Origin of the sequence: Pseudomonas monachiensis (assembly GCF_047345015.1) — a bacterium.
GTDB classification, from domain to species: domain Bacteria; phylum Pseudomonadota; class Gammaproteobacteria; order Pseudomonadales; family Pseudomonadaceae; genus Aquipseudomonas; species Aquipseudomonas monachiensis.
Map to the genome: position 1 here is coordinate 3,961,143 of NZ_CP178857.1, position 20,607 is coordinate 3,981,749.

Sequence of the window (20,607 nt, forward strand, 5' to 3'; positions counted from 1 at the left end):
GCAGCCTGCGGCAGCTCCTACAGGGGATCGCATGCACCATAAAAACAATAAAAATGCTGATTCAGAGGCTGACTGTCATGGCCGTACCTGCCACCGCGCTATCCCACGACGCCATCATCCAGGACTCCTGGTCCCGCTGCCGCGCGTTCGGCCTCGATCACCAGAGCACGCCGGCATTCGACCAATTGCCGGCCCAGGGCATCGCGCAACTGCTGGAGAGCCAGCACTCACTGGTGCAAACCACCCATCAGGAAGTGCTGCCCTACTACGAGAACATCCTGAGCAATTCCAATTGCCTGATCATGCTCGCCGACCATCAGGGCCAGGTGCTGACGTCCTGGGGCACCCAGCGCTTTATCGAACCGAAACTGGCCCGGGGTTTCAGCGCCGGCGCCAGCTGGATGGAGCGCTGCACCGGCACCAACGCCATCGGTACCGCCCTGGCCTGCGAACAAGCGGTGCACATCGAACATGACGAACATTTCCTCAAGGCCAACCGCTTCATGACCGGTTCCGCCGCGCCGATTTTCGATGCCGAGCGCAAGGTGATCGCGGTGCTGGACGTTTCCAGCGACAGCTACCTGCCGCCCTCCCACACCCTGGGCATGGTCAAGATGATGAGCCAGACCGTGGAAAACCGGCTGATCCTCAACCTGTTCCATGGCCAGCATTTCCAGCTGACGTTCAACACCGGGCTAAACAACCTCGACAGCCAATGGGCGGGCTTGCTGATATTCGATGAGACCGGACAGGTGCTGTCGGCCAACCGCCGGGCCGACAATCTGCTGGGCATCAGCCTGTCGCGGGTCAGTGTCGAAAGCCTGTTCAAGGTCTCGCTGCTGGAATTGCTGAACCAGCCCGACGGCCTGCCCTTCGCCCTGCAAACCTCGGGACGCAATCGCTTCCAGTGCCTGTTGAAGCGGCCGAAACAGGCATCGATTCAACCCCGAGTATTCGCGGAGCCGGTTGTAGCCGCACCCGCTTCCATCAGCCTCAACACCCTGCATTTCGGCGACAGTCGCGTGGAAAAAGCCGTGCGTCAGGCCGAGCGCTTGCTGGAAAAAGACATTCCCTTGCTGATCCACGGTGAAACCGGGGTCGGCAAGGAAGTGTTCGTCAAAGCCCTGCATCAGGCCAGCTCGCGCAGCAAACAAGCGTTCATTGCCGTCAACTGTGCAGCGATTCCCGCCGAACTGGTGGAGTCCGAGTTGTTCGGTTATGAGAAAGGCGCATTCACCGGCGCCAACCAGAAAGGCAGCATCGGGCTGATTCGAAAGGCTGACAAGGGCACGCTGTTCCTTGATGAAATCGGTGACATGCCACTGCCAACGCAAGCGCGCCTGTTGCGGGTGTTGCAGGAGCGTTGCGTGCAGCCGGTGGGCAGCAGCGAGTTGTTCCCTGTGGACTTGCGCATCATTTCCGCGACCAATCGCTCGTTGCGCGAACAGGTACAACTGGGGCGGTTTCGTGAAGACCTGTATTACCGCATCGGTGGCCTGACCCTGGAACTGCCACCATTAAGAGAACGCAGCGACAAAGAAGCGCTTTTTAAACGCCTGTGGGAACAGCATCGCGAACCCAGCCAATGGGCTGGACTGAGCCGCGAGGTATTGGAGTTGTTCGACCGCCACCCGTGGCCGGGGAACTTGCGCCAGGTCAGCAGCGTGATGCAGGTGGCGCTGGCGATGGCCGAGGAACAGCCGATAAGGCCGGAGCATTTGCCGGATGATTTTTTTGTCGATCTGGAGATGGAGCCGGTCGATACGCCGGAACCGTTGGCCGTGGATCTGAATGATGCCGAGGATTTGAATCGGCAGTTGCAGGCGGCGGGGGGGAATATTTCGTATCTGGCCCGGCGGTTGGGGGTTAGTCGCAATACCCTTTACAAGCGGTTGCGCCAGTTGGAAGGTTGAAAGCGAAGATCAAAAGATCGCAGCCTTCGGCAGCTCCTACATTGGTACGATGCACTCCCTGTAGGAGCTGCCGAAGGCTGCGATCTCTTGACTTTAAAAAAACAAAAACCCGCACAAGGCGGGTTTTGTTTTACAGCGGATCAAGCAATCAGTCAGCCAGACGCCAGGTCGTGCCGCCCTTGCCGTCTTCCAGCACCACGCCCATCGTGGTGAGCTGGTCGCGGATGCGGTCGGATTCGGCCCAGTCTTTACCGGCACGCGCCGCCAGGCGCGCAGCAATCAGCGCCTCGACTTCAGCTGCGTCCACGCGCCCTTCGGCGCCGGCTTGCAGGAAGTCATCGGCTTCCAGCTGCAACACACCCAGCACACTGGCCAGTTCTTTCAAACGGGCTGCCAGACCGGCCGCTGCGTTGAGATCGCTCTCACGCAGGCGGTTGATCTCGCGGACCATCTCGAACAGCACCGCACAGGCTTCCGGCGTGCCGAAGTCGTCGTTCATCACCTGGGTGAAGCGCTCGACGAACGCTTCGCCGCCAGCCGGTGCCACGCTCGGCAGGCCCTTCAACGCATGGTAGAAACGCTCCAGGGCGCCCTTGGCGTCCTTGAGGTTGTCTTCCGAATAGTTGATCGCGCTGCGGTAGTGGCTCGACACCAGCAGATAACGCACGACTTCCGGGTGGTACTTGTCGAGCACGTCGCGAATGGTGAAGAAGTTGTTCAAGGACTTGGACATCTTCTCGCCATTGATGCGAATCATGCCGCAATGCATCCACGCGTTGGCGTAGGTCTTGCCGGTGGCCGCTTCGCTCTGGGCGATTTCGTTTTCGTGGTGCGGGAACTCAAGGTCGCTGCCGCCACCATGAATGTCGAAAGTCTCGCCCAGGCAGCAGGTGGACATCACCGAGCACTCGATGTGCCAGCCCGGACGCCCGGCGCCCCATGGCGATTCCCAGCTCGGCTCGCCCGGCTTGGTGGCTTTCCACAGCACGAAGTCCAGCGGGTCCTGCTTGGACTCGTCGACTTCGATCCGTGCGCCAATGCGCAAGTCTTCGATCTTCTTGCGCGACAGCTTGCCGTAACCCATGAACTTGGCGACGCGGTAGTACACGTCGCCATTGCCCGGGGCGTAGGCATAACCCTTGTCGATCAGGGTCTGGATCATGCTCAGCATGCCCGGAATGTGATCCGTGGCACGTGGTTCCATGTCCGGCTTGAGGATGTTGAGGCGCGCCTCGTCCTCATGCATCGCGGTGATCATGCGTTCGGTCAGCGCGTCGAACGGCTCGCCGTTCTCCTTCGCACGATTGATGATCTTGTCTTCAATGTCGGTGATGTTGCGCACATAAGTCAGGTTGTAACCGCTGAACCGCAACCAGCGGGTCACCAGGTCGAACGCGACCATGCTGCGGCCATGACCAATGTGGCAGTAGTCGTACACGGTCATGCCGCACACGTACATGCGCACATTGTTGCCATCGAGCGGCTTGAAGACTTCTTTGCTCTTGGTGAGCGTGTTGTAGATCGTTAGCACGTTAGTTCCTTGACGCTAAATCACTGGCCCCACGAATCACGCAGGGTCACGGTACGGTTGAATACCGGCTGACCTGGTTTCGAGTCCTTCAAATCAGCAACAAAGTAACCTTCGCGCTCGAACTGGAAACGGTCTTCCGGCTGTGCATTGCCCAACGAGGGTTCAGCACGACAACCGGTGAGTACCTGCAGCGAATCAGGGTTGATGTTGTCCAGGAAACTGGCGCTGTCTTCGGCCTTCTCTGGGTTGGCCGAACGGAACAGACGATCGTACAGACGCACTTCGCACTCGACGCTGGCCGCGGCCGGTACCCAGTGAACCACGCCTTTGACCTTGCGACCTTCCGGGTTCTTGCCCAGGGTGTCCGGATCGTACGAGCAGCGTAGTTCGACGATGTTGCCATCGGCGTCCTTGATCGCTTCGTCGGCACGGATCACGTAGCTGCCGCGCAGGCGCACTTCACCGGCCGGTTCCAGGCGCTTGTAGCCCTTCGGCGGCTCTTCCATGAAGTCTTCACGGTCGATGTAGATTTCGCGAGCGAACGGCAGGACGCGCACGCCCATGTCTTCTTTCGGGTGGCACGGCAGTTCGAGGTTCTCGACCTGGCCTTCCGGGTAGTTGGTGATCACGACTTTCAACGGACGCAGCACGCACATGGCGCGCGGGGCGCTGTGGTCGAGGTCGTCACGGATGCTGAATTCGAGCATGCCGAAGTCCACCACGCCGTCGGAACGGTTGGTGCCGATCATTTCGCAGAAGTTGCGGATCGATTTCGGCGTGTAGCCACGGCGGCGGAAACCCGACAGCGTGGACATGCGCGGGTCGTCCCAACCGTTGACGTGCTTTTCATCGACCAACTGCTTGAGCTTGCGCTTGCTGGTGATGGTGTAGTTCAGGTTCAGGCGGCTGAACTCGTACTGGCGCGGGTTGGCCGGCACCGGCAGATGCTCGAGGAACCACTCGTACAGCGGACGGTGGCTTTCGAACTCCAGGGTGCAGATCGAATGGGTGATGCCTTCGATGGCGTCCGACTGACCGTGGGTGAAGTCGTAGTTCGGGTAGATGCACCACTTGTCACCGGTCTGGTGGTGGTGCGCGTGACGGATGCGATACATGATCGGGTCACGCAGGTTCATGTTCGGCGAGGCCATGTCGATCTTGGCCCGCAGCACCCGCGCACCGTCCTTGAACTCGCCGGCTTTCATGCGGGCGAACAGGTCCAGGTTCTCTTCGACGCTGCGCTCGCGGAACGGGCTGTTCTTGCCCGGCTCGGTCAGGCTGCCACGGTATTCCTTGGCTTGCTCAGGGGTCAGGTCGTCGACGTAGGCATTGCCGGATTTGATCAGCTCCACCGCCCAGTCATGCAACTGGTCGAAATACTGCGAGGCGTAGCGCACTTCGCCGGACCATTCGAAGCCCAGCCATTTGACGTCGCTTTCGATCGCGTCGATGTATTCCTGGTCTTCCTTGGCCGGGTTGGTGTCGTCGAAACGCAGGTGCGTGACGCCGCCGAACTCCTGGGCCAGGCCGAAGTTCACGCAGATCGACTTGGCGTGGCCGATGTGCAGGTAGCCGTTGGGTTCAGGCGGGAAACGGGTGACGATCTGCGTGTGCTTGCCCGAGTCCAGGTCTGCCTGGATGATCGGCCGCAGGAAGTTGACCGGCACGGCAGGGCCGGTCTTGGCATTCGAGGTAGGGTCGACAGTGGGCTTGCTCATAGGATCCTTGAACGTACAAGTGCGTGGCCGTAATGAAGGCCGGACAAAACAAAGCCGCTATCATAGCCGATGCCGTCAAGTACCTGACAGAGCGCACTCTGTAAACCGTCGCATTTAATAGGCCGTAAATGAAAAAACAGCCTCGAAATTCGCGCCTGTCACGCTAAACTGCGCACCTTGGCCGAGACAGGCTGAACCGGTTGCGGGATGGAACCTCCCAAAACCACGAATTCATAAAGTATGCTTCTCCCTAAAAGAGTGTTGATCATGACCCAAGTCAAACTGACTACCAACCACGGCGACATCGTCCTCGAACTGAACGCCGAGAAGGCCCCGATCACCGTGGCCAACTTCGTCGAGTACGTTAAAGCCGGTCACTACGAAAACACCGTTTTCCACCGTGTCATCGGTAACTTCATGATCCAGGGCGGCGGTTTCGAGCCAGGCATGAAAGAAAAGAAAGACAAGCGCCCAAGCATCCAGAACGAAGCTGACAACGGTCTTTCCAACGACAAGTACACCGTCGCCATGGCCCGCACCATGGAGCCGCATTCGGCTTCCGCACAGTTCTTCATCAACGTGGCCGACAACAGCTTCCTGAACCACAGCGGCAAGAACGTTCAGGGCTGGGGCTACGCGGTATTCGGTAAAGTGACCGCAGGCACCGACGTTGTCGACAAGATCAAAGGCGTGGCCACCACTTCCAAGTCCGGCCACCAGGACGTACCAGCAGACGACGTGATCATCGAGAAAGCCGAGATCATTGAGTGATATTGCTGATTTCAGATTTACATCTGGAAGAGGAGCGCCCGGACATTACCCGGGCGTTTCTGGATTTGCTCGCCGGACGCGCCCGCTCGGCGAGTGCGTTGTACATTCTGGGCGACTTCTTCGAGGTGTGGATTGGCGACGACGCCATGACACCCTTCCAGCGCTCCATCTGCCAGGCCCTGCGCGAGTTAAGCGACAGCGGCACGGCCATTTTCCTGATGCACGGCAATCGCGACTTCATGCTCGGCAAGGCCTTCTGCAAAGCAGCCGGCTGCACCTTGCTGAAAGATCCGAGTGTCGTGCAGTTCAACGGCGAGCCGGTGCTGCTGATGCACGGCGACAGCCTCTGCACCCGCGACGAAGCCTATATGAAGCTGCGTCGCTACCTGCGCAACCCGATTACCCTGTTCATCCTGCGGCATCTGCCGCTGCGCACCCGGCACAAGCTGGCGCGCAAGCTGCGCAGTGAAAGCCGCGCGCAAACGCGGATGAAGGCCAACGACATTGTCGATGTCACGCCCGAAGAGATTCCGCGGATCATGCAGGAATACGGCGTGAAGACCTTGATCCACGGGCACACCCACCGTCCCGCGATTCACAAGTTGCAGCTTGGCGAGCAAGCGGCCAGGCGCATTGTGCTGGGGGATTGGGATCGTCAAGGGTGGGCGTTGCAGGTGGATGAGCAAGGGTTTGCGCTGGCGCCGTTTGATTTCGCAGCGCCTTAAAGATCAAAAGATCGCAGCCTTCGGCAGCTCCTACAGAGTGTACACATGCCTCTGTAGGAGCTGCCGAAGGCTGCGATCTTGGCTAGTCAGTGCCCTGCCGAAGCAGGCCCCGCCTTGGCAGTAAACGGCGGCTTGGCTAGCCACACAATCAGTATCAAACCCATGAACATCCAGCCCAACAGGGTGAAGTAGTCCACCGTGGACATGATGTACGCCTGACTGATCACAGTCTGCTCCAGCTGCGTGTAGGCCTTGGCCCCTGCCCCGCCCAGGTTGGTCAATGCTTCGCGAGTCGCCGGATCGAACGGGGTGATGCTTTCGGTCAGGTAGGCGTGATGCTGATCAGCCCGTCGAATCCAGATCCAGGTCGTCAGCGACGCCGCAAAACTGCCGCCCAAGGTCCGCAAAAACGTCGCCAGGCCGGAGCCGTCGGCAATCTGGCTCGGCGGCAGGTCCGAGAGCAGGATGGTCAGGGTCGGCATGAAGAACAGCGCCACGCCGATCCCCATGAACAGCTGCACCATGGCGATGTGCTGGAAGTCCACCTCATTGGTGAAGCCTGCTCGCATGAAACAGCTCAGGCCGATGGCCAGGAACGCCCCGCCCGCCAGCAGGCGCATGTCGAATTTCGGTGCGTATTTGCCGACAAACGGCGCCAGCAGCACCGGCAGGATCCCCAGCGGCGCCACCGCAAAACCGGCCCAGGTCGCGGTGTAGCCCAGTCGCGTTTGCAGCCACTGCGGCAGGATCAGGTTGATCCCGAAGAACCCGGCATAACCCAGGATCAGCACGATGGTGCCGTAGCGGAAATTGCGATGGGCGAACAGGCGCAGGTTGACCACCGGGTGTTCGTCGGTCATTTCCCAGATCACGAAAAACGCCAGGGCCACCACCGAAATCACCGAGCCGATCACGATGAAGCTGGATTCGAACCAATCGGCATCGTTGCCCTTGTCGAGCACGATCTGCAGCGCCCCGACGCCAATGATCAGTGCGATCAGACCGACGTAATCCATCGGCTGGCGGCTGGTGACCACCGGGCGCTTTTTCATCTGCTGGGTCACTACCCATGCCGCGAACAGGCCGATCGGCACGTTGATGAAGAAAATCCATGGCCAGCTGTAGCTGTCGGTGATCCAGCCACCGAGGATCGGCCCGGCAATCGGCGCGACCACCGTGACCATCGCCAGCAGCGCCAGCGCCAGCCCCCGCTTCGCCGGGGGGTAAACCGCAATCAGCAGGGTCTGGGTCATCGGGTACAGCGGCCCGGCCACTACCCCTTGCAGTACCCGGAAGCCCACCAGTTCCGGCATCGAGGTGGAAATCCCGCACAGGAACGAAGCCAGCACGAACAGCAGTGTCGACCAGACAAACAGCTTCACCTCGCCGAAACGCCGACTGAGCCAACCGGTCAGCGGCAAGGCGATGGCGTTGCTCACGGCGAACGAGGTGATGACCCAGGTGCCCTGCTCCGAGCTCACGCCCAGGTTGCCGGAAATCGTCGGTAGCGCCACGTTGGCAATGGTGGTGTCGAGCACTTGCATGAAGGTCGCCAGCGACAGGCCGATGGTGCTGAGCAACAGGCTGGGCGGTGTGAAAGACGCGTTATTGCTCATCGCGAATCCTTTGGAGCTGATCTGGCGCTGTGCCTGTTACAGACGCAGCTAACCCTGTGGGAGCGGGGTTGCCCGCGAAGAGGTCGGCACACTCGACATGGATGTCGCCTGACGCTCCGCCTTCGCGAGCAAGCCCGCTCCCACAGGGTCGATGTAATGGCATATCAGCGTTGCGCGGTCTTGCTGACCGCTGCGCTGTTGTCGTGGATCAGCTGGGTGATCATCGCATCGGCCTCGGCCAACTGACGGTCGTAGACATTGGTGCTGAACGAAGCCTTTTGCGGCGGCTGTTGCGCCAGCACTGGCCCGCTCTGGTCGTGCAGGTCCACATCGACCATGGTCGACAGACCGACCCGCAACGGGTGTTTGGCCAGCTCCTCAGCGTTGACGTGGACCCGCACCGGCACGCGCTGCACGATCTTGATCCAGTTGCCGGTGGCGTTCTGCGCCGGCAGCAGGGCAAAGGCGCTGCCGGTCCCGGCGCCGAGGCTGTCGATGGTGCCGCTGTATTTCACGCTACTGCCGTACAGGTCAGTCTCGATCTCCACTGGCTGGCCGATGCGCATGTCGCGCAGCTGGGTTTCCTTGAAGTTGGCGTCGATCCACAGCTGATCCAGGGGAATCACCGCCATCAGCGCGGTACCCGGTTGTACACGCTGACCAAGCTGTACAGAACGCTTGGCCACGTAACCGGTGACCGGTGCAATCAGGACGCTGCGCGAGTTGTTCAGATAGGCCTGACGCAGTTGCGCGGCGGCGGCCATCACGTCCGGGTGCGATGAAACCACGGTGTCATCGACCAGCGCACTGGTGGTCTTGAGCTTCTGTTCGGCATTGGCCAGGGCGTTTTTCGCCGAGGTCAGGTCATCGCGGGCGTGGGACAGCTCTTCCTGGGAAATTGCCCCGCCGGCGGCGAGATTCTTGCGCCGGCTGAAGTTGTCCTGGGCCTTTTGCACTTCGGCTTTCTGGGCGTTGACCTGGGCCTTCATGCCATCCACATCACTGTACAAGCCACGCACTTGGCGCACGGTACGCGCCAGGTTGGCCTGGGCATTTTGCAGACCGATTTCGGCGTCGTTCGGGTCGAAGTTCACCAGCACCTGGCCTTCATGGACCAGATCGCCGTCATCGGCGCCGATGCTGACCACGGTGCCAGTGACCAGCGGGGTGATTTCCACCACGTTGCCGTTCACATAGGCGTCGTCGGTGCTTTCGCTCCAGCGCCCGTAGAACTCGTGGTAGGCCCAGACGCCCGCGCCACCGAGCACGACGGCGGCGGCCAGGACCAGCAGCATGAACTTGCGCTTTCCCGAATTGGGGTTGCCCTGGGTGTTTTCAGGAGGTTGGGTCGTATCGGCAGTGGCCATGACAAGTTCCTTGAATTAGTGGGTCAACGTGGCTGGCGTGGCGCTGGCCGAGGCGATGGCCTCAGGCTGGAAACCGCCGCCCAGCGCCTGCATCAGTTGGATCGACAGGTCAATCTGCTCGGCATTCAGGTTGGCCAGCTGGCGCTGGGCCTGGAGCAATTGCTGCTCGATGCTGAGCACGTCCAGGTAGTTGCCGATGCCGGAACCGTAACGCTGGACCACGGTGTTGTAGGAATCCTGGGCGATGTCGGTGGCGTGCCGCTGGGCAGCGATCTGCCGACCGATATCACGCAACTGGTTGATGCTGTCACTGACATCCCCCAGCGCCTTGACCAGGCTTTTGTTGTACTGCGCCACGGCGAGGTCGTAATCGGCGTCGCGCGAATCGAGGTCGGCACGCAGGCGGCCACCGTCGAAGATTGGCACCGAGATCGTCGGTGCAATGTTGAAGAAACGACTGGCCGAACCAAACATCGCATCGCCCAGCAAGGATTCGGCACCGGCAGCGGCGCTGAGGTTCAGGTTGGGATAGAACCGGGTCTTGCCGGCGTCGATGCTTTTGCTCGCCGCTTCGACGCGCCAGCGCGCGGCCACCAGGTCCGGGCGGCGCCCGAGCAACTCGGCCGGCAGCACCGAAGGTAGCGCTACCGCACCCGGCTGAAGAATGTTCGGGCGGGCAATTTCATTGCCGCGGTCCGGGCCTTTGCCGAGCAGAACGGCCAGGGCGATTTTCGCGCTGTTCAAGCGCTTTTCGGCGTCGATCAGGTTGGCCTGGGAAGTGGCTTCCAGGCTTTCGGTCTGCTGGAACTGGTACTGGCTGTCGATCCCGGCAGTCAGGCGTCGCTGGCTCAGGTCGAGCATTTGCCGGGTGCGCTTGAGGTCTTCGCTGGACAGGTCATAGACGATGTGTGCCTGGCCAAGATCGCTATAGGCCCGGGCGACATCGGCGGCCAGGGTCAGTTGCGCAGCCTGCTGGTCGACTTCGGCGGCGCGGGCCTGGCCGAGGGCCGCTTCCCAGGCATCGCGCTGACCGCCCCACAGGTCGAAGTTGTAGTTGAAGCTGGTGCTGATGTTGCGCACGGTGGCGTACGCGTCACCCTGCCCGAGCGGATCCTGGTCCCGCGCCAGGCGTGAGCGACTGACACCGGCGCTGGCATCCAGGGTCGGCATCCGCTCGGCGTCGGCGGCGGAAGCGGCAGCGCTGGCCTGATGGGCACGGGCGTCGGCGATCTGCATGTCCGGGCTGTCGCGCAGGGCCTCGCGGATCAGGCCGTCGAGTTGCGGGTCGCCGAGGCTTTTCCACCAGTCGCTTTTCGGCCAGGCCGCGGGTGACAACGTCACACTGCTGAGGGATTGCCCGGCCTTGAGGGTCTTCGCGTCAAGGCTGACACCTTCGGTTTTCAGGCCGCTGTAACTGGCGCAACCGGCGACACTCATGGCCAACAGCACCAGGCTCAGGCCGGTACGCAAGGGGTTACTGCTCATTTGTCACCTACCCGCAGCAGGGTGATCGCGTCACCGGCTGCCACCAGAATTTTCTTCAGGATCAGCTCCAGGGTTTTCAGTTCGTCCGGAGTGATGGCGCCGGCCAGTTCATTCATGGCTTCGGCGCCGATGTTCGGCAGGCGGTCGGCCAGCTTCTGCCCTTCTTCGGTCAGTACCAACTGCACCTGACGGCGATCCGCCTCGGAGCGTTGGCGGGCAAGGAAACCTTTCTGTTCCAGACGATCGAGCATGCGCGTCATCGAGCCGCTGTCCAGGGACAGGTGACGGCACAACTCGCCCGGCGAATCGACGCCGAACTGGGCGATGATGATCAACACTTTGAACTGCGCGGCGGTGATGCCGTGGGGTTCCATGTGGGTGTCGATGATCCGGTCCTTGAGCAGCGCAGCACGTCCGAGCAGCAGGCCGAGATGGCAATTCTGGAAATCTTCAGGAGAGAAATGTTTCATCTGACCACCAATTAGCTGCCTAGGCAGTGAATGTATGTCGAGATGTTACTGCCTAAGCAGCGAATGTCAACGCAATAGTTAGGAAGCTTTGTATTTAGTTGACTAAAGGCATCGGATATAAGCAAAAAGATCGCAGCCTTCGGCAGCTCCTACAGGTGTACACAAAACCCTGTAGGAGCTGCCGAAGGCTGCGATCTTTTGATTTTGAAGGGACTAGAAATCCCGCTTGTAGAAGATATCCAGCGAACTGGCCACGCCACCCGCGGCTTCGAGGTAGACCTTCTTGCTCAGCTTGTAGCGCAGGGCAATGGTGTTGGCCGGTTCAAACACGCCGACGCCATAGCGCAGACTGAGCTTTTCGGAAATATTGCCACTGGCCACCACGCTGGTGGCGTCGCCACTGCCCTGGGTGTCGAGCTGGAAGTCCTGGATGCCCAGGTTCTTGGCGATGCCGCTGGTCACCCCGGAGCTGCCCATCAAGCCCAACCCGAGAGCCGCCTGGGCGAGCATGTTGTTGTCTTCGCCATTGCTGCTCAGCGGACGCCCGAGCACCAGATAGGACAGGGCCTGCTCCTGACTCATGGCCGGCTCGGAGAAGATCTGCGTGGTCGGCTGTTCGGCGCTGCCACTCAAACGAATGCCGGCGATGATGTCGTCGGTCTTGCGAATGGCCTCGATGTCCAGGTACGGCTGATCGATGGGCCCGGCAAACAGCAAGCGCGCCCGGCGCACCGAAAGCCGCTGGCCGTAGGCGCGATATCGGCCGTCGTTAAGCCACAGTTCGCCGCGGGTGTCCATGTTGTCGCCGATGTGCACATGCCCCTGGACATTTGCGGTCAGGCCAAATCCTGCAAAGCTCAGCTTGTCCTCGCCGACCAGCACTTCGATGTCCATCTTCATTGCCAGCGGTGCTTTGCCCTCCTCGGTCTGCTGACCGATGATCACCGTGTCATCGGAAACCTTGACCGTCGACGGCGGCAACTCGCGAATGGTGATGTCGCCCCTGGGCACCAGCACTTTGCCGGCGATGGCCAGTTCGTCGCCCTTCATCGAGATCTTCAGGTCCGGTGCCACTTCCAGCTTGGCGTAAGGCTCGACGGTGACCGGCAGTTGCGACCCCTTGAGCGCCAGGTCCACCACCAGCGCTTGGCCCCAGGAGATGTTGCCATTCAGGCTGCCCTGCCCGGCCTTGCCGCTGTTCCAGCCACCGTTCAATTGCACGCTTTCACCGGCGATGAGCGCTTGAACGTGCAGGTTTTTCAGCTCCATCGGCAATTCAGGCCCGGAGATCTGACCGTCGCTGAGTTGCAGACTGCCATTGACCTGCGGCGCCAGCAGCCCACCGGAAATCGTGCCGCTGCCATTCAAGCGCCCGGTCAGTTTCTCGACCATCGGCACGAACGGTCGCGCCACCGACAGGTCCAGCCCGCTCAAACGGAACGAGCCGCTCAACGGCTTGTTCTTTGGCAGCGGATTGAGCTGCGCTTGCACCATCAGTTCGCCGAGTTTGCCGCCGACGAAGTTGAGCTCGCTGTCGATGCGCTTGGGCGTGAGTTTGCTGGTGAGTTTCAGGGTCTGGTACGGGAAGTCCAGCCACTGGTCCTTGTCCTTGATGCGCAATGTGCCGCCGCCGGCATCGACGCTGACCTGGCCGTTCGGGCCACTGGCCGGCAGGTCCAGTTGCAGGTCGGCATTGAGCCGGCCCTGCCAGGCGAAATCCTTCGGCAACCACTGCGCGAGACTGTCGATCGGGAATTGCTTGAGGTGATAACGCAACTTTGGCTCGGGCATCAGGCGCGAGTCTTCACCGCACAGGCTGGCCTGGCCGGATGCCCAGCAATGGGCTCCAAAGCTGATCTTGCCGTCCGCCAGGCGTTCGAGTTTCGCCGGCCCTTGCAGCTTCCAGTCCTGGCCACCGGCCTGGATATCACCACTGGCCAGGCGCCCGCGCCAGTTGCCTTTGTCCAGCGCACCGTCCAGCCCCAGCGCCAGTTTCAGCTTCGGCCCTTGCAGGTCGAGGCTCAGCTTCTGGTTCTTGATGTCGCCCTGGCCGCTGGCGGTCAGGGTTCCCAGTGCAGTGTCGCCGGCCTGGATGCCGCTGCCCTTGAGGCCGATTTTCGCCCGTTGCGCACTGTCCAGCGTGGCGTCCAGGTTAAGGCTTTGCAGGCGATTGTCCTGGAAAACCAGTTGCGAGCCTTGCAGGTCAAGCTTGCCTTGGGGCGCCTTGAGCGTGCCGGCGACATCCACGCGGCCATTGAGCTGGCCGCGCAGTTGCGGCCAGAGCTGGGCCAGGCGCGGTAGCTTGAGATCGATCTGGCCGGCGAGTTTCTGTTGCAGGCTGCCTTTGCCGCTGATGCTGTTGTCGCCGAGGCGAACTTGCAGGGTATTGAGGTTCCATTGCTCGCCACGGCCGTCGGCCTTGGCCTGGATCACCGCTGGCTGACCGCGCAGCTTGCCCTTGAGATCCAGGTCGGCATTGAGGCTGAGCGTTTCGTTTTTCAGCTCGCCCGTGCTGCGCAACGGCCCGGCCAGTGTGCCTGGCAGCTCCGCAACCCAGTACGCAGGGTTGATCGCCGACAGGTCCAGCGCGGTGTCCCAGGCAATGCCATCGGCGAATTGCAGGTTCAGGTGCCCCTCAGCCTTGCCCTGCCCGGCCTGGAGTTGAATCTGTTGCAGGTAGATTTTCGTCAGGTCGCCCGCGAACGGGCTGGCCAGGGTGAAGGCGCCGGCCGGACCGTCCGCCGCGGCGACGAAATGCCCGAGGTACTTGCCGTCGGTGTAAGAGACTTCGCCGGTGAACGTGCGAAGCGCAACTTGCGGTTCGTCGATAAGCGGATAGAGCCTGTGCCACGGGAAATCCAGCCAGTCGATCTTCGCCTCGGCGCTCAGGCCCTTGCTCCAATCCACAAGCCCTGTGAGCTTGAGGCTTTGCTTGTCGTTGGCGGTCAGGTCCAGCGCGGCAATCTGCGCGCCCTTGGCGTCAACCTTGCCTTGCAGCGCCAGGGCGACTGGACCTTGCTCGGCGGGCAGCGTGGCTTTGCCGAGCAGCGCGTAGCCGTTCTTCAGGTCACCAGCGCCGGTGAGTTCCAGCTGATTGAGTTGCAGGGTATCCGGCAGATCGGCACTGGGCTTGAAGCCATCGGCGGTGATCCGTACCTTGGCCGGCAGGTTTTCCACCAGTGGTTGCAGTTCGCCGGTCAGTTGCCCGTTGAGGTAACCGCTGCTGTCGGCTTTCAGGTTCAGGGTCTTGAGCAGGTCGCCATCGACTTTCAGCGCCAGCGCCAGGGGTTCTGGCGTCGACAACAGCGTCAGCTTGCCGGAGGCGCTGAGGGGCCAGTTGCCGGAGGGTTGCAGCAGTCCGGACAGGTTCAGGCTCAGGTCATCGCGCTGTATCGACACCGCGTCGATCTTCAAGCCGGCCGTCGTCCAGTGCGCCGCCAGTTGCAAACCCTTGAGTTCTTCGCTGCCGTTGAACAACAGGCTGCCGACCTTGATTTCCCCCAGTTCGAGGGCCAACGATAATTTGAGTTCCGGGAGCGTTATCGGGCCGCTGTCTGGCTCTTCGGCACCCGGCGGGAACGTCAGGCTGACCTGATCGGCCTGCAACTGCTCGATGCACAGGGTCATTCGCGTCAGGCACAACGGCGACCAGGCGAAAATCACTTTGCTCAGCTCAACCTGGTTGCTGTCCTGCTGCCACAGCACCCGATCGGCACTCCACTGCCCGCCCAACCGGCCCTGGAAGTTGTCCAGGGTCAAGCCCGGCACGAAGCCCAACGCCCAGAGGCTGCCCGTCGCCGTGCCCAGCACCGTGGCCAGCGTCAGGACAACCACTGCCACCAGCGCAGCCATTGTCAGCAGTGTTGCTTTCAAACCACGCTTCACAGCTCAGGCCCCATGGAAAAGTGCAGTCGAATGCCGCCATCGTCGTCCAGCGCGTGGGCCAGGTCGAGGCGGATCGGCCCCACCGGCGATACCCAGCGCACGCCGATACCGACCCCGGTCTTGAGGTTCGGCAGTTCGAGTGTGTTGAAGGCATTGCCCTGATCGACAAAGGTCGCGACCCGCCATTTTTCGGCGACGGAATACTGATATTCGGCACTGGCGGCGACCATGTAGCGACCACCGATGCGGTCGCCGTCGGAGTTTTCCGGGGACAGGCTCTGATAATCGTAGCCACGCACGCTCTGGTCACCACCGGCGAAGAAGCGCAACGATGGCGGTACCGATTTGAAGCCGTTGGTGGCACTGCCGCCGACCTGCACCCGCCCGAGGAAGCGGTGTTTATCGAACACCGTGGTCAAGCCTTTGACCAATGCCGTGCCGTAGAGCAGGTTGCTGTCGGAACCCAAACCTTCCTTGGCCACTTTGGATTCGAATTGCAGGCGATAGCCGTTGTGCGGGTCGATGCGGTTGTCGCTTTTGAGGTACGAATAGCTCACACCGGGCATCAGCAAGGTACTGAGTCCCGAGTCGTCGCCCAGTTGGTAATCCTCGCGCTGCCACTTCAGCGATACCACCCGTTGCCAGCCGCTGGGCAACTTGCTGTGCCACTCGGGACCGAGGGTCAGCAGCTTGCTGTGGCTTTCCTTATCGGCGATGTCTTCATTCTGGTAGCCACCGGCAAAACGCAGTTTGTCGGTCAGGGGCGGGTCCAGCGGAATGTCGTAGAACAGCCCGACGTTTTGCCGAGGTGCCGAGACTTCGGTTTCCCAGCCATAACTGTGCCCTTGCGCGTTGACCCAGTGCCGGGTCCAGTTGGCCTTGGCCCGTGGACCGACGTCGGTGGAAAAGCCAAGGCCCAGGCCCATGGTCCGCGGTTTGCGGGTTTCGAGCTTGACGTCCACCGGGATTGCTTCGTCCCTGGACGCCGTGGGTGCCGCGTCCACGCGAACGCCTTCGAAGTAGCCGCTCGATTGCAGGTTCTGATTGAGTTCGGCGATCAGTTCCGAGTCATACGGCGTGCCGGTCTTGAACGGCACCATGCGTTGCAGCAGGTCGTCATCGAACGGTGTATCGCCCTCGAAACTGACCTTGCCCAGGGTATAGCGCGGACCGCTTTCATAGATCAGTTCGATATCGGCGACGCCGGCACGGGGGTCGACCGACAGTTTTGAACGGGTGAACCGGCCGCTGAAAAAACCATAGCGCGAAGCCTGATTCTGGATCAGACGCTTGGCGTCCTCGTAATGCCCATGGTTGAGCACGGCACCGGGCTTGAGCGTGTCGCCCTTGGGGATTCGAAAGGCCTTGAGGGAAGCTGCCGGACCGTCGACACGCACCGTGACGTTGCGCAAGTGCACCGGCTCGCCGGGGTCGACCGTAAGCACCAGGCGCGGCTTTTCGCCGCCCTTCACTTCGCTGTCGATGTGCGGCTGGTAATAACCCAAGGCCTGGGCGGCCTTACGCGCCTGCTCTTCGGCGCCACGGCTGAAGCGCAGCAACGCTTCTTCATCGCGATCGCCGAGGTTGCCGATATAGCCTTCGATATTGGCCTTCAGCTCATCATTGGACGGTTTGATCCGCACATCCAATTCACTTTGTGCCAGCGCTGCGCAGCTGGTCATCAGCATCAGCACACCACTGGTAATTCTTCCTGGAAACTTCATAGGCGCGGATGCTATCACGAGCTTGAGAGCGTGATAGAGCCTGACTTACCCGGAAAGTTCGCCGATCAAGCGGTTGCAGTATGTAACACCTGGGGATTGGGGTGAAAAAACACGTGCTCGCGAATCGGTCCTACGGCAACTTCACCAATTTCCTGATAGCCCTGGCGCTTATAGAACTCCAGGTAGCGAGGGTTCCCGGTATCGAGGATCACGCCCTGTGAGTTTTCATCCACGGCGCACCAGTTGTGCACGGCTTGCAACAGTTGTTCGCCGAAGTGTTTGCCCTGGAACTGTGGATGAACCCCCAGCAACGGCAGGACGTGCACCGATTCGTTCGGCACGCAGGCCTCCACGGCAGCGTGATATTCGAGGTAGCGACGGGTGCAGCGAAATCCCGTGCTGAGCACCATGCGCAGGCGCCAGGCCCAACTTTCGGTGACGCCGAGACGACGTTGCGGCGGTGCGATCAGGGCGATGCCGATCAGGCGGTCGTTGACCAGCAGGCCGATGGCCGGCAGGTCCTGGAGAAAGTGCTGGCTCACCAGTTCGCGCACGGTGGCGCGAACCCGCTGTTCATAGCCGGGGCGCTCGGCTTCGAACAGATAGCCGAAGGTCGGCTCGTGTCGATAAGCCTGGTACAGCAGCGAACGCGCTTCGCGGGCGTAACCGCTGTCGAGCATGTGAATATCGGCGATGGCGGTCGAGGTTTCGGGCATGACGGTTGATCTCCCCAGCACAGCTCGGGCGGCTGCGCTCTTGTTGTTACGAGCCTGTCGGTGCTGACACAGTTCCTTACAGATCCGAAATGAGTGTAGGCAATGTAATCGCCTTCGTCGGAACGCCGCCCGGAGCAAGCCCGCTCCCACAGGTGATGAGCCGGCCTTGCTTTTGTGGGAGCGGGCTTGCTCGCGAAAGGGCCATCACTGCCCATACACAACTGACAGGCACAGCCGAATCCCCTCACCCCACACTGGCCCGATTCCCACATGTCAGCTAGCATCGCCCTTTTGCCAGGACTGCCGACCATGAAGATCGTTTCCTTCAACATCAACGGGCTGCGTGCCCGTCCCCATCAGCTGGCGGCGCTGATCGAAAAGCACCAGCCCGATGTGATCGGCTTGCAGGAAACCAAGGTCCACGACGAACAGTTCCCGCTGGCCGAGGTGCAGGCCCTGGGTTATCACGTGTATTTCCACGGGCAAAAAGGCCATTACGGCGTCGCCCTGCTCTCGCGCCAGGAGCCCCTGGCCCTGCATAAAGGTTTTGCCACCGATGAAGAAGACGCCCAGCGGCGCTTCATCTGGGGCACCTTCGCCGACGCCAACGGTGTGCCGGTGACCATCATGAACGGTTATTTCCCACAGGGCGAAAGCCGCGACCACCCGACCAAGTTCCCGGCCAAGGAGCGCTTCTACGGCGACTTGCAGCAATTGCTGGAAAGCCAGTTCAAGAACGACCAGCCGCTGGTGGTGATGGGCGATGTGAACATTTCCCCGGAAGACTGCGACATCGGCATCGGTCCGGACAATATGAAGCGCTGGCTGAAAACCGGCAAATGCAGCTTCCTGCCGGAAGAGCGCGAGTGGATGGCCCGCCTGAAGAACTGGGGCCTGGTGGACAGTTTCCGTCACCTGAACCCGGACGTGAGCGACACCTTCAGCTGGTTCGACTATCGCAGCCGTGGCTTCGAAGACGAGCCCAAGCGCGGCCTGCGCATCGACCTGATCCTCGCCTCCCACGGCTTGCTGCCACGGGTGAAGGCCGCCGGTGTGGACTACGAACTGCGTGGCATGGAAAAACCTTCGGACCATGCGCCGATCTGGCTTGAATTGAGCTAAATAACACAAGATCGCAGCCTGCGGCAGCTCCTACATATGCCCGTAGGAGCTGCCGCAGGCTGCGATCTTTTGACTGTCATCTTTCGGAAACCTTACTGACTTAATCTCCCGACACCTCCTTTGGTTATGTAAGGTGCCGGCATGATGCTGCGCGTGTTGTTCTTGATGATGCTGTGCACAGGCTTGTCGCAAGCGGCCTCGGCCGGCGACTTGCCGACACCCGAACACGGCACGGTGCTGCGGATTCAGGGTTCCAACACCATCGGCGCGGCATTGGGACCGGCGCTGGTCGAGGGCCTGCTCAGTGAACAGGGCCTGCGCAAGATCCATCGGGAAACCCCGAACGCCGCCAACGAACTGCGCATCGTTGGCGAAACCGTTCAGGGCCGTCGGATCGTGGTGGAAGTGGCGGCCCACGGTTCAAGTACCGGTTTCACCGCACTAAAAACAGCCAGCGCCGATCTGGCCGCCTCGTCGCGCCCGATCAAGGACAGCGAACTGGCCAGCCTGCAATCCCTCGGCGACCTGAAAAGCCCGAGCGCCGAACAGGTCATCGCCATCGATGGCCTGGCGATCATCCTTCACCCGGACAATCCGCTGAACCAACTCGACACCGTGCAACTGGCGCGCATTTTCAGTGGCGAGGTGAAGTCCTGGGAAGACATCGGCGGTCGCGGCGGGCCGATTCATCTGTACGCGCGGGATGATCAGTCCGGGACCTACGACACCTTCAAGGAACTGGTCCTTAGCGGCCGTGGGAAAACCCTCGGCAGCGCGGCGAAACGCTTCGAGTCCAGCGAGCAACTGTCCGATGCGGTCAGCGCAGACCCGCAAGGCATCGGTTTTATCGGCTTGCCCTACGTGCGCCAAGCCAAGGCCGTGGCCATTATCGACGGTCAATCACAAGCCATGCCGCCGCTCAACAGCCTGATTGCCACCGAAGATTATCCGCTGTCCCGTCGGTTGTTCTTTTACCTGCCACCGACGGAAAAAAATCCCTGGGCCCAAGCGCTGGTGGCATATACCCAAAGCAGCAAAGGGCAAGCGATTGTCGCCGCCAACGGGTTTATTGCCCAGACCGTCCAGGCCATGGCCGTTACCCCCAATACGTTGATGCCCGAGGGATACCAGTCCCTCAGTCGTCATGCCCAACGGTTGTCGGTGAATTTTCGCTTCGAAGAAGGCAGTGCCAGCCTGGACAACAAGGCGCGGCAAGACCTGACGCGAGTGCTCGACTATATAAAGCAGCAAGACAAAATGTCCGGGCAAGTGACACTGGTGGGTTTTGGCGATGCCAAGAGCGACCCGACGCGCGCCGATCTGCTCTCGAAGCTGCGGGCCATGGCGGTACGACGGGAGTTGGTGAAGAGCGGCGTGGTGTTTCGCGAAATTCGCGGATTCGGTGCCGAAATGCCGGTGGCGGCCAATAGCGCCGATGAGGGAAGGATCAAGAATCGGCGGGTTGAGGTTTGGGTGTATTGAAAAGATCGCAGCCTTCGGCAGCTCCTACAGATGTACGCATATCCTGTAGGAGTTGCCGAAGGCTGCGAACTTTTAGCTTTTC

14 protein-coding genes are annotated in these 20,607 nt (G+C 61.0%); 5 read left to right on the forward strand and 9 right to left on the reverse strand.

From position 1 onward, the window contains the following. Nucleotides 1–77: 77 nt before the first annotated feature. Nucleotides 78–1,913, forward strand: coding sequence for a sigma-54-dependent Fis family transcriptional regulator (locus ACMDB8_RS17870; RefSeq protein ID WP_409078849.1), 1,836 nt, complete (start codon nucleotides 78–80; stop codon nucleotides 1,911–1,913). A gap of 148 nt (nucleotides 1,914–2,061) precedes the next feature. On the opposite strand, the gene cysS is transcribed toward ACMDB8_RS17870, so the two are convergent. Both cysS and ACMDB8_RS17880 read right to left on the reverse strand, forming a co-directional pair. Next, complete coding sequence (cysS, locus tag ACMDB8_RS17875) at nucleotides 2,062–3,444, reverse strand: cysteine--tRNA ligase (RefSeq protein WP_056724097.1); 1,383 nt, start codon at nucleotides 3,442–3,444, stop codon at nucleotides 2,062–2,064. Nucleotides 3,445–3,464: 20 nt separating this feature from the next. Next, entirely contained in the window at nucleotides 3,465–5,162 is a 1,698-nt protein-coding gene (locus ACMDB8_RS17880; protein ID WP_056724095.1) for a glutamine--tRNA ligase/YqeY domain fusion protein, read from the reverse strand. Nucleotides 5,163–5,429: 267 nt separating this feature from the next. Here ACMDB8_RS17880 and ACMDB8_RS17885 point away from each other — a divergent pair, with 267 nt between their 5' ends. Together ACMDB8_RS17885 and lpxH are read left to right on the forward strand one after the other, a co-directional pair. After that, complete coding sequence (locus ACMDB8_RS17885; protein WP_034146890.1) at nucleotides 5,430–5,933, forward strand: peptidylprolyl isomerase; 504 nt, start codon at nucleotides 5,430–5,432, stop codon at nucleotides 5,931–5,933. Beyond that, complete coding sequence (lpxH, locus tag ACMDB8_RS17890) at nucleotides 5,930–6,658, forward strand: UDP-2,3-diacylglucosamine diphosphatase (protein WP_056724094.1); 729 nt, start codon at nucleotides 5,930–5,932, stop codon at nucleotides 6,656–6,658. The genes ACMDB8_RS17885 and lpxH overlap by 4 nt, the downstream gene beginning before the upstream one ends. 86 nt (nucleotides 6,659–6,744) lie before the next feature. Here lpxH and ACMDB8_RS17895 read toward each other — a convergent pair whose 3' ends face one another. The 7 genes from ACMDB8_RS17895 to ACMDB8_RS17925 form a co-directional block, all read right to left on the reverse strand. Further along, on the reverse strand, nucleotides 6,745–8,274 hold the full coding sequence (locus ACMDB8_RS17895; RefSeq protein ID WP_223542118.1) for a DHA2 family efflux MFS transporter permease subunit: 1,530 nt from the start codon (nucleotides 8,272–8,274) through the stop codon (nucleotides 6,745–6,747). 164 nt (nucleotides 8,275–8,438) lie between these two features. Further along, on the reverse strand, nucleotides 8,439–9,641 hold the full coding sequence (locus ACMDB8_RS17900) for an efflux RND transporter periplasmic adaptor subunit (protein WP_223542117.1): 1,203 nt from the start codon (nucleotides 9,639–9,641) through the stop codon (nucleotides 8,439–8,441). A gap of 15 nt (nucleotides 9,642–9,656) precedes the next feature. Continuing rightward, the gene (locus ACMDB8_RS17905) at nucleotides 9,657–11,126 is read right to left on the reverse strand and encodes an efflux transporter outer membrane subunit (protein ID WP_409078850.1); all 1,470 of its coding nucleotides are present in this window, start codon (nucleotides 11,124–11,126) and stop codon (nucleotides 9,657–9,659) included. Next, nucleotides 11,123–11,596: a MarR family winged helix-turn-helix transcriptional regulator gene (locus ACMDB8_RS17910; protein WP_056724084.1), complete on the reverse strand. Its 474-nt coding sequence runs from the start codon at nucleotides 11,594–11,596 to the stop codon at nucleotides 11,123–11,125. The genes ACMDB8_RS17905 and ACMDB8_RS17910 overlap by 4 nt, the downstream gene beginning before the upstream one ends. 213 nt (nucleotides 11,597–11,809) lie before the next feature. Next, on the reverse strand, nucleotides 11,810–15,481 hold the full coding sequence (locus ACMDB8_RS17915; protein WP_409078851.1) for a translocation/assembly module TamB domain-containing protein: 3,672 nt from the start codon (nucleotides 15,479–15,481) through the stop codon (nucleotides 11,810–11,812). After that, nucleotides 15,478–17,205, reverse strand: a complete 1,728-nt coding sequence (locus ACMDB8_RS17920; RefSeq protein ID WP_223542113.1) for an autotransporter assembly complex protein TamA — start codon at nucleotides 17,203–17,205, stop codon at nucleotides 15,478–15,480. The genes ACMDB8_RS17915 and ACMDB8_RS17920 overlap by 4 nt, the downstream gene beginning before the upstream one ends. A 65-nt stretch (nucleotides 17,206–17,270) precedes the next feature. After that, entirely contained in the window at nucleotides 17,271–17,921 is a 651-nt protein-coding gene (locus ACMDB8_RS17925; protein WP_056724079.1) for a GNAT family N-acetyltransferase, read from the reverse strand. Between the two features lie 309 nt (nucleotides 17,922–18,230). Between ACMDB8_RS17925 and xthA the strand changes: the two genes are divergently transcribed. Then, nucleotides 18,231–19,043, forward strand: a complete 813-nt coding sequence (gene xthA / locus ACMDB8_RS17930; RefSeq protein ID WP_056724077.1) for an exodeoxyribonuclease III — start codon at nucleotides 18,231–18,233, stop codon at nucleotides 19,041–19,043. 141 nt (nucleotides 19,044–19,184) lie between these two features. Further along, the gene (locus ACMDB8_RS17935) at nucleotides 19,185–20,525 is read left to right on the forward strand and encodes a substrate-binding domain-containing protein (protein ID WP_409078852.1); all 1,341 of its coding nucleotides are present in this window, start codon (nucleotides 19,185–19,187) and stop codon (nucleotides 20,523–20,525) included. The last annotated feature ends 82 nt before the right edge of the window (nucleotides 20,526–20,607 follow it).

Bases quoted from the DNA above. Each gene is read 5' to 3' on its own strand.
- ACMDB8_RS17870 (WP_409078849.1), top strand. From the start codon at position 78: ATGGCCGTACCTGCCACCGCGCTATCCCACGACGCCATCATCCAGGAC.
- ACMDB8_RS17880 (WP_056724095.1), bottom strand. From the start codon at position 5,162: ATGAGCAAGCCCACTGTCGACCCTACCTCGAATGCCAAGACCGGCCCT.
- ACMDB8_RS17885 (WP_034146890.1), top strand. From the start codon at position 5,430: ATGACCCAAGTCAAACTGACTACCAACCACGGCGACATCGTCCTCGAA.
- ACMDB8_RS17895 (WP_223542118.1), bottom strand. From the start codon at position 8,274: ATGAGCAATAACGCGTCTTTCACACCGCCCAGCCTGTTGCTCAGCACC.
- ACMDB8_RS17900 (WP_223542117.1), bottom strand. From the start codon at position 9,641: ATGGCCACTGCCGATACGACCCAACCTCCTGAAAACACCCAGGGCAAC.
- ACMDB8_RS17905 (WP_409078850.1), bottom strand. From the start codon at position 11,126: ATGAGCAGTAACCCCTTGCGTACCGGCCTGAGCCTGGTGCTGTTGGCC.
- ACMDB8_RS17910 (WP_056724084.1), bottom strand. From the start codon at position 11,596: ATGAAACATTTCTCTCCTGAAGATTTCCAGAATTGCCATCTCGGCCTG.
- ACMDB8_RS17920 (WP_223542113.1), bottom strand. From the start codon at position 17,205: ATGAAGTTTCCAGGAAGAATTACCAGTGGTGTGCTGATGCTGATGACC.
- ACMDB8_RS17925 (WP_056724079.1), bottom strand. From the start codon at position 17,921: ATGCCCGAAACCTCGACCGCCATCGCCGATATTCACATGCTCGACAGC.
- xthA (WP_056724077.1), top strand. From the start codon at position 18,231: ATGAAGATCGTTTCCTTCAACATCAACGGGCTGCGTGCCCGTCCCCAT.
- ACMDB8_RS17935 (WP_409078852.1), top strand. From the start codon at position 19,185: ATGATGCTGCGCGTGTTGTTCTTGATGATGCTGTGCACAGGCTTGTCG.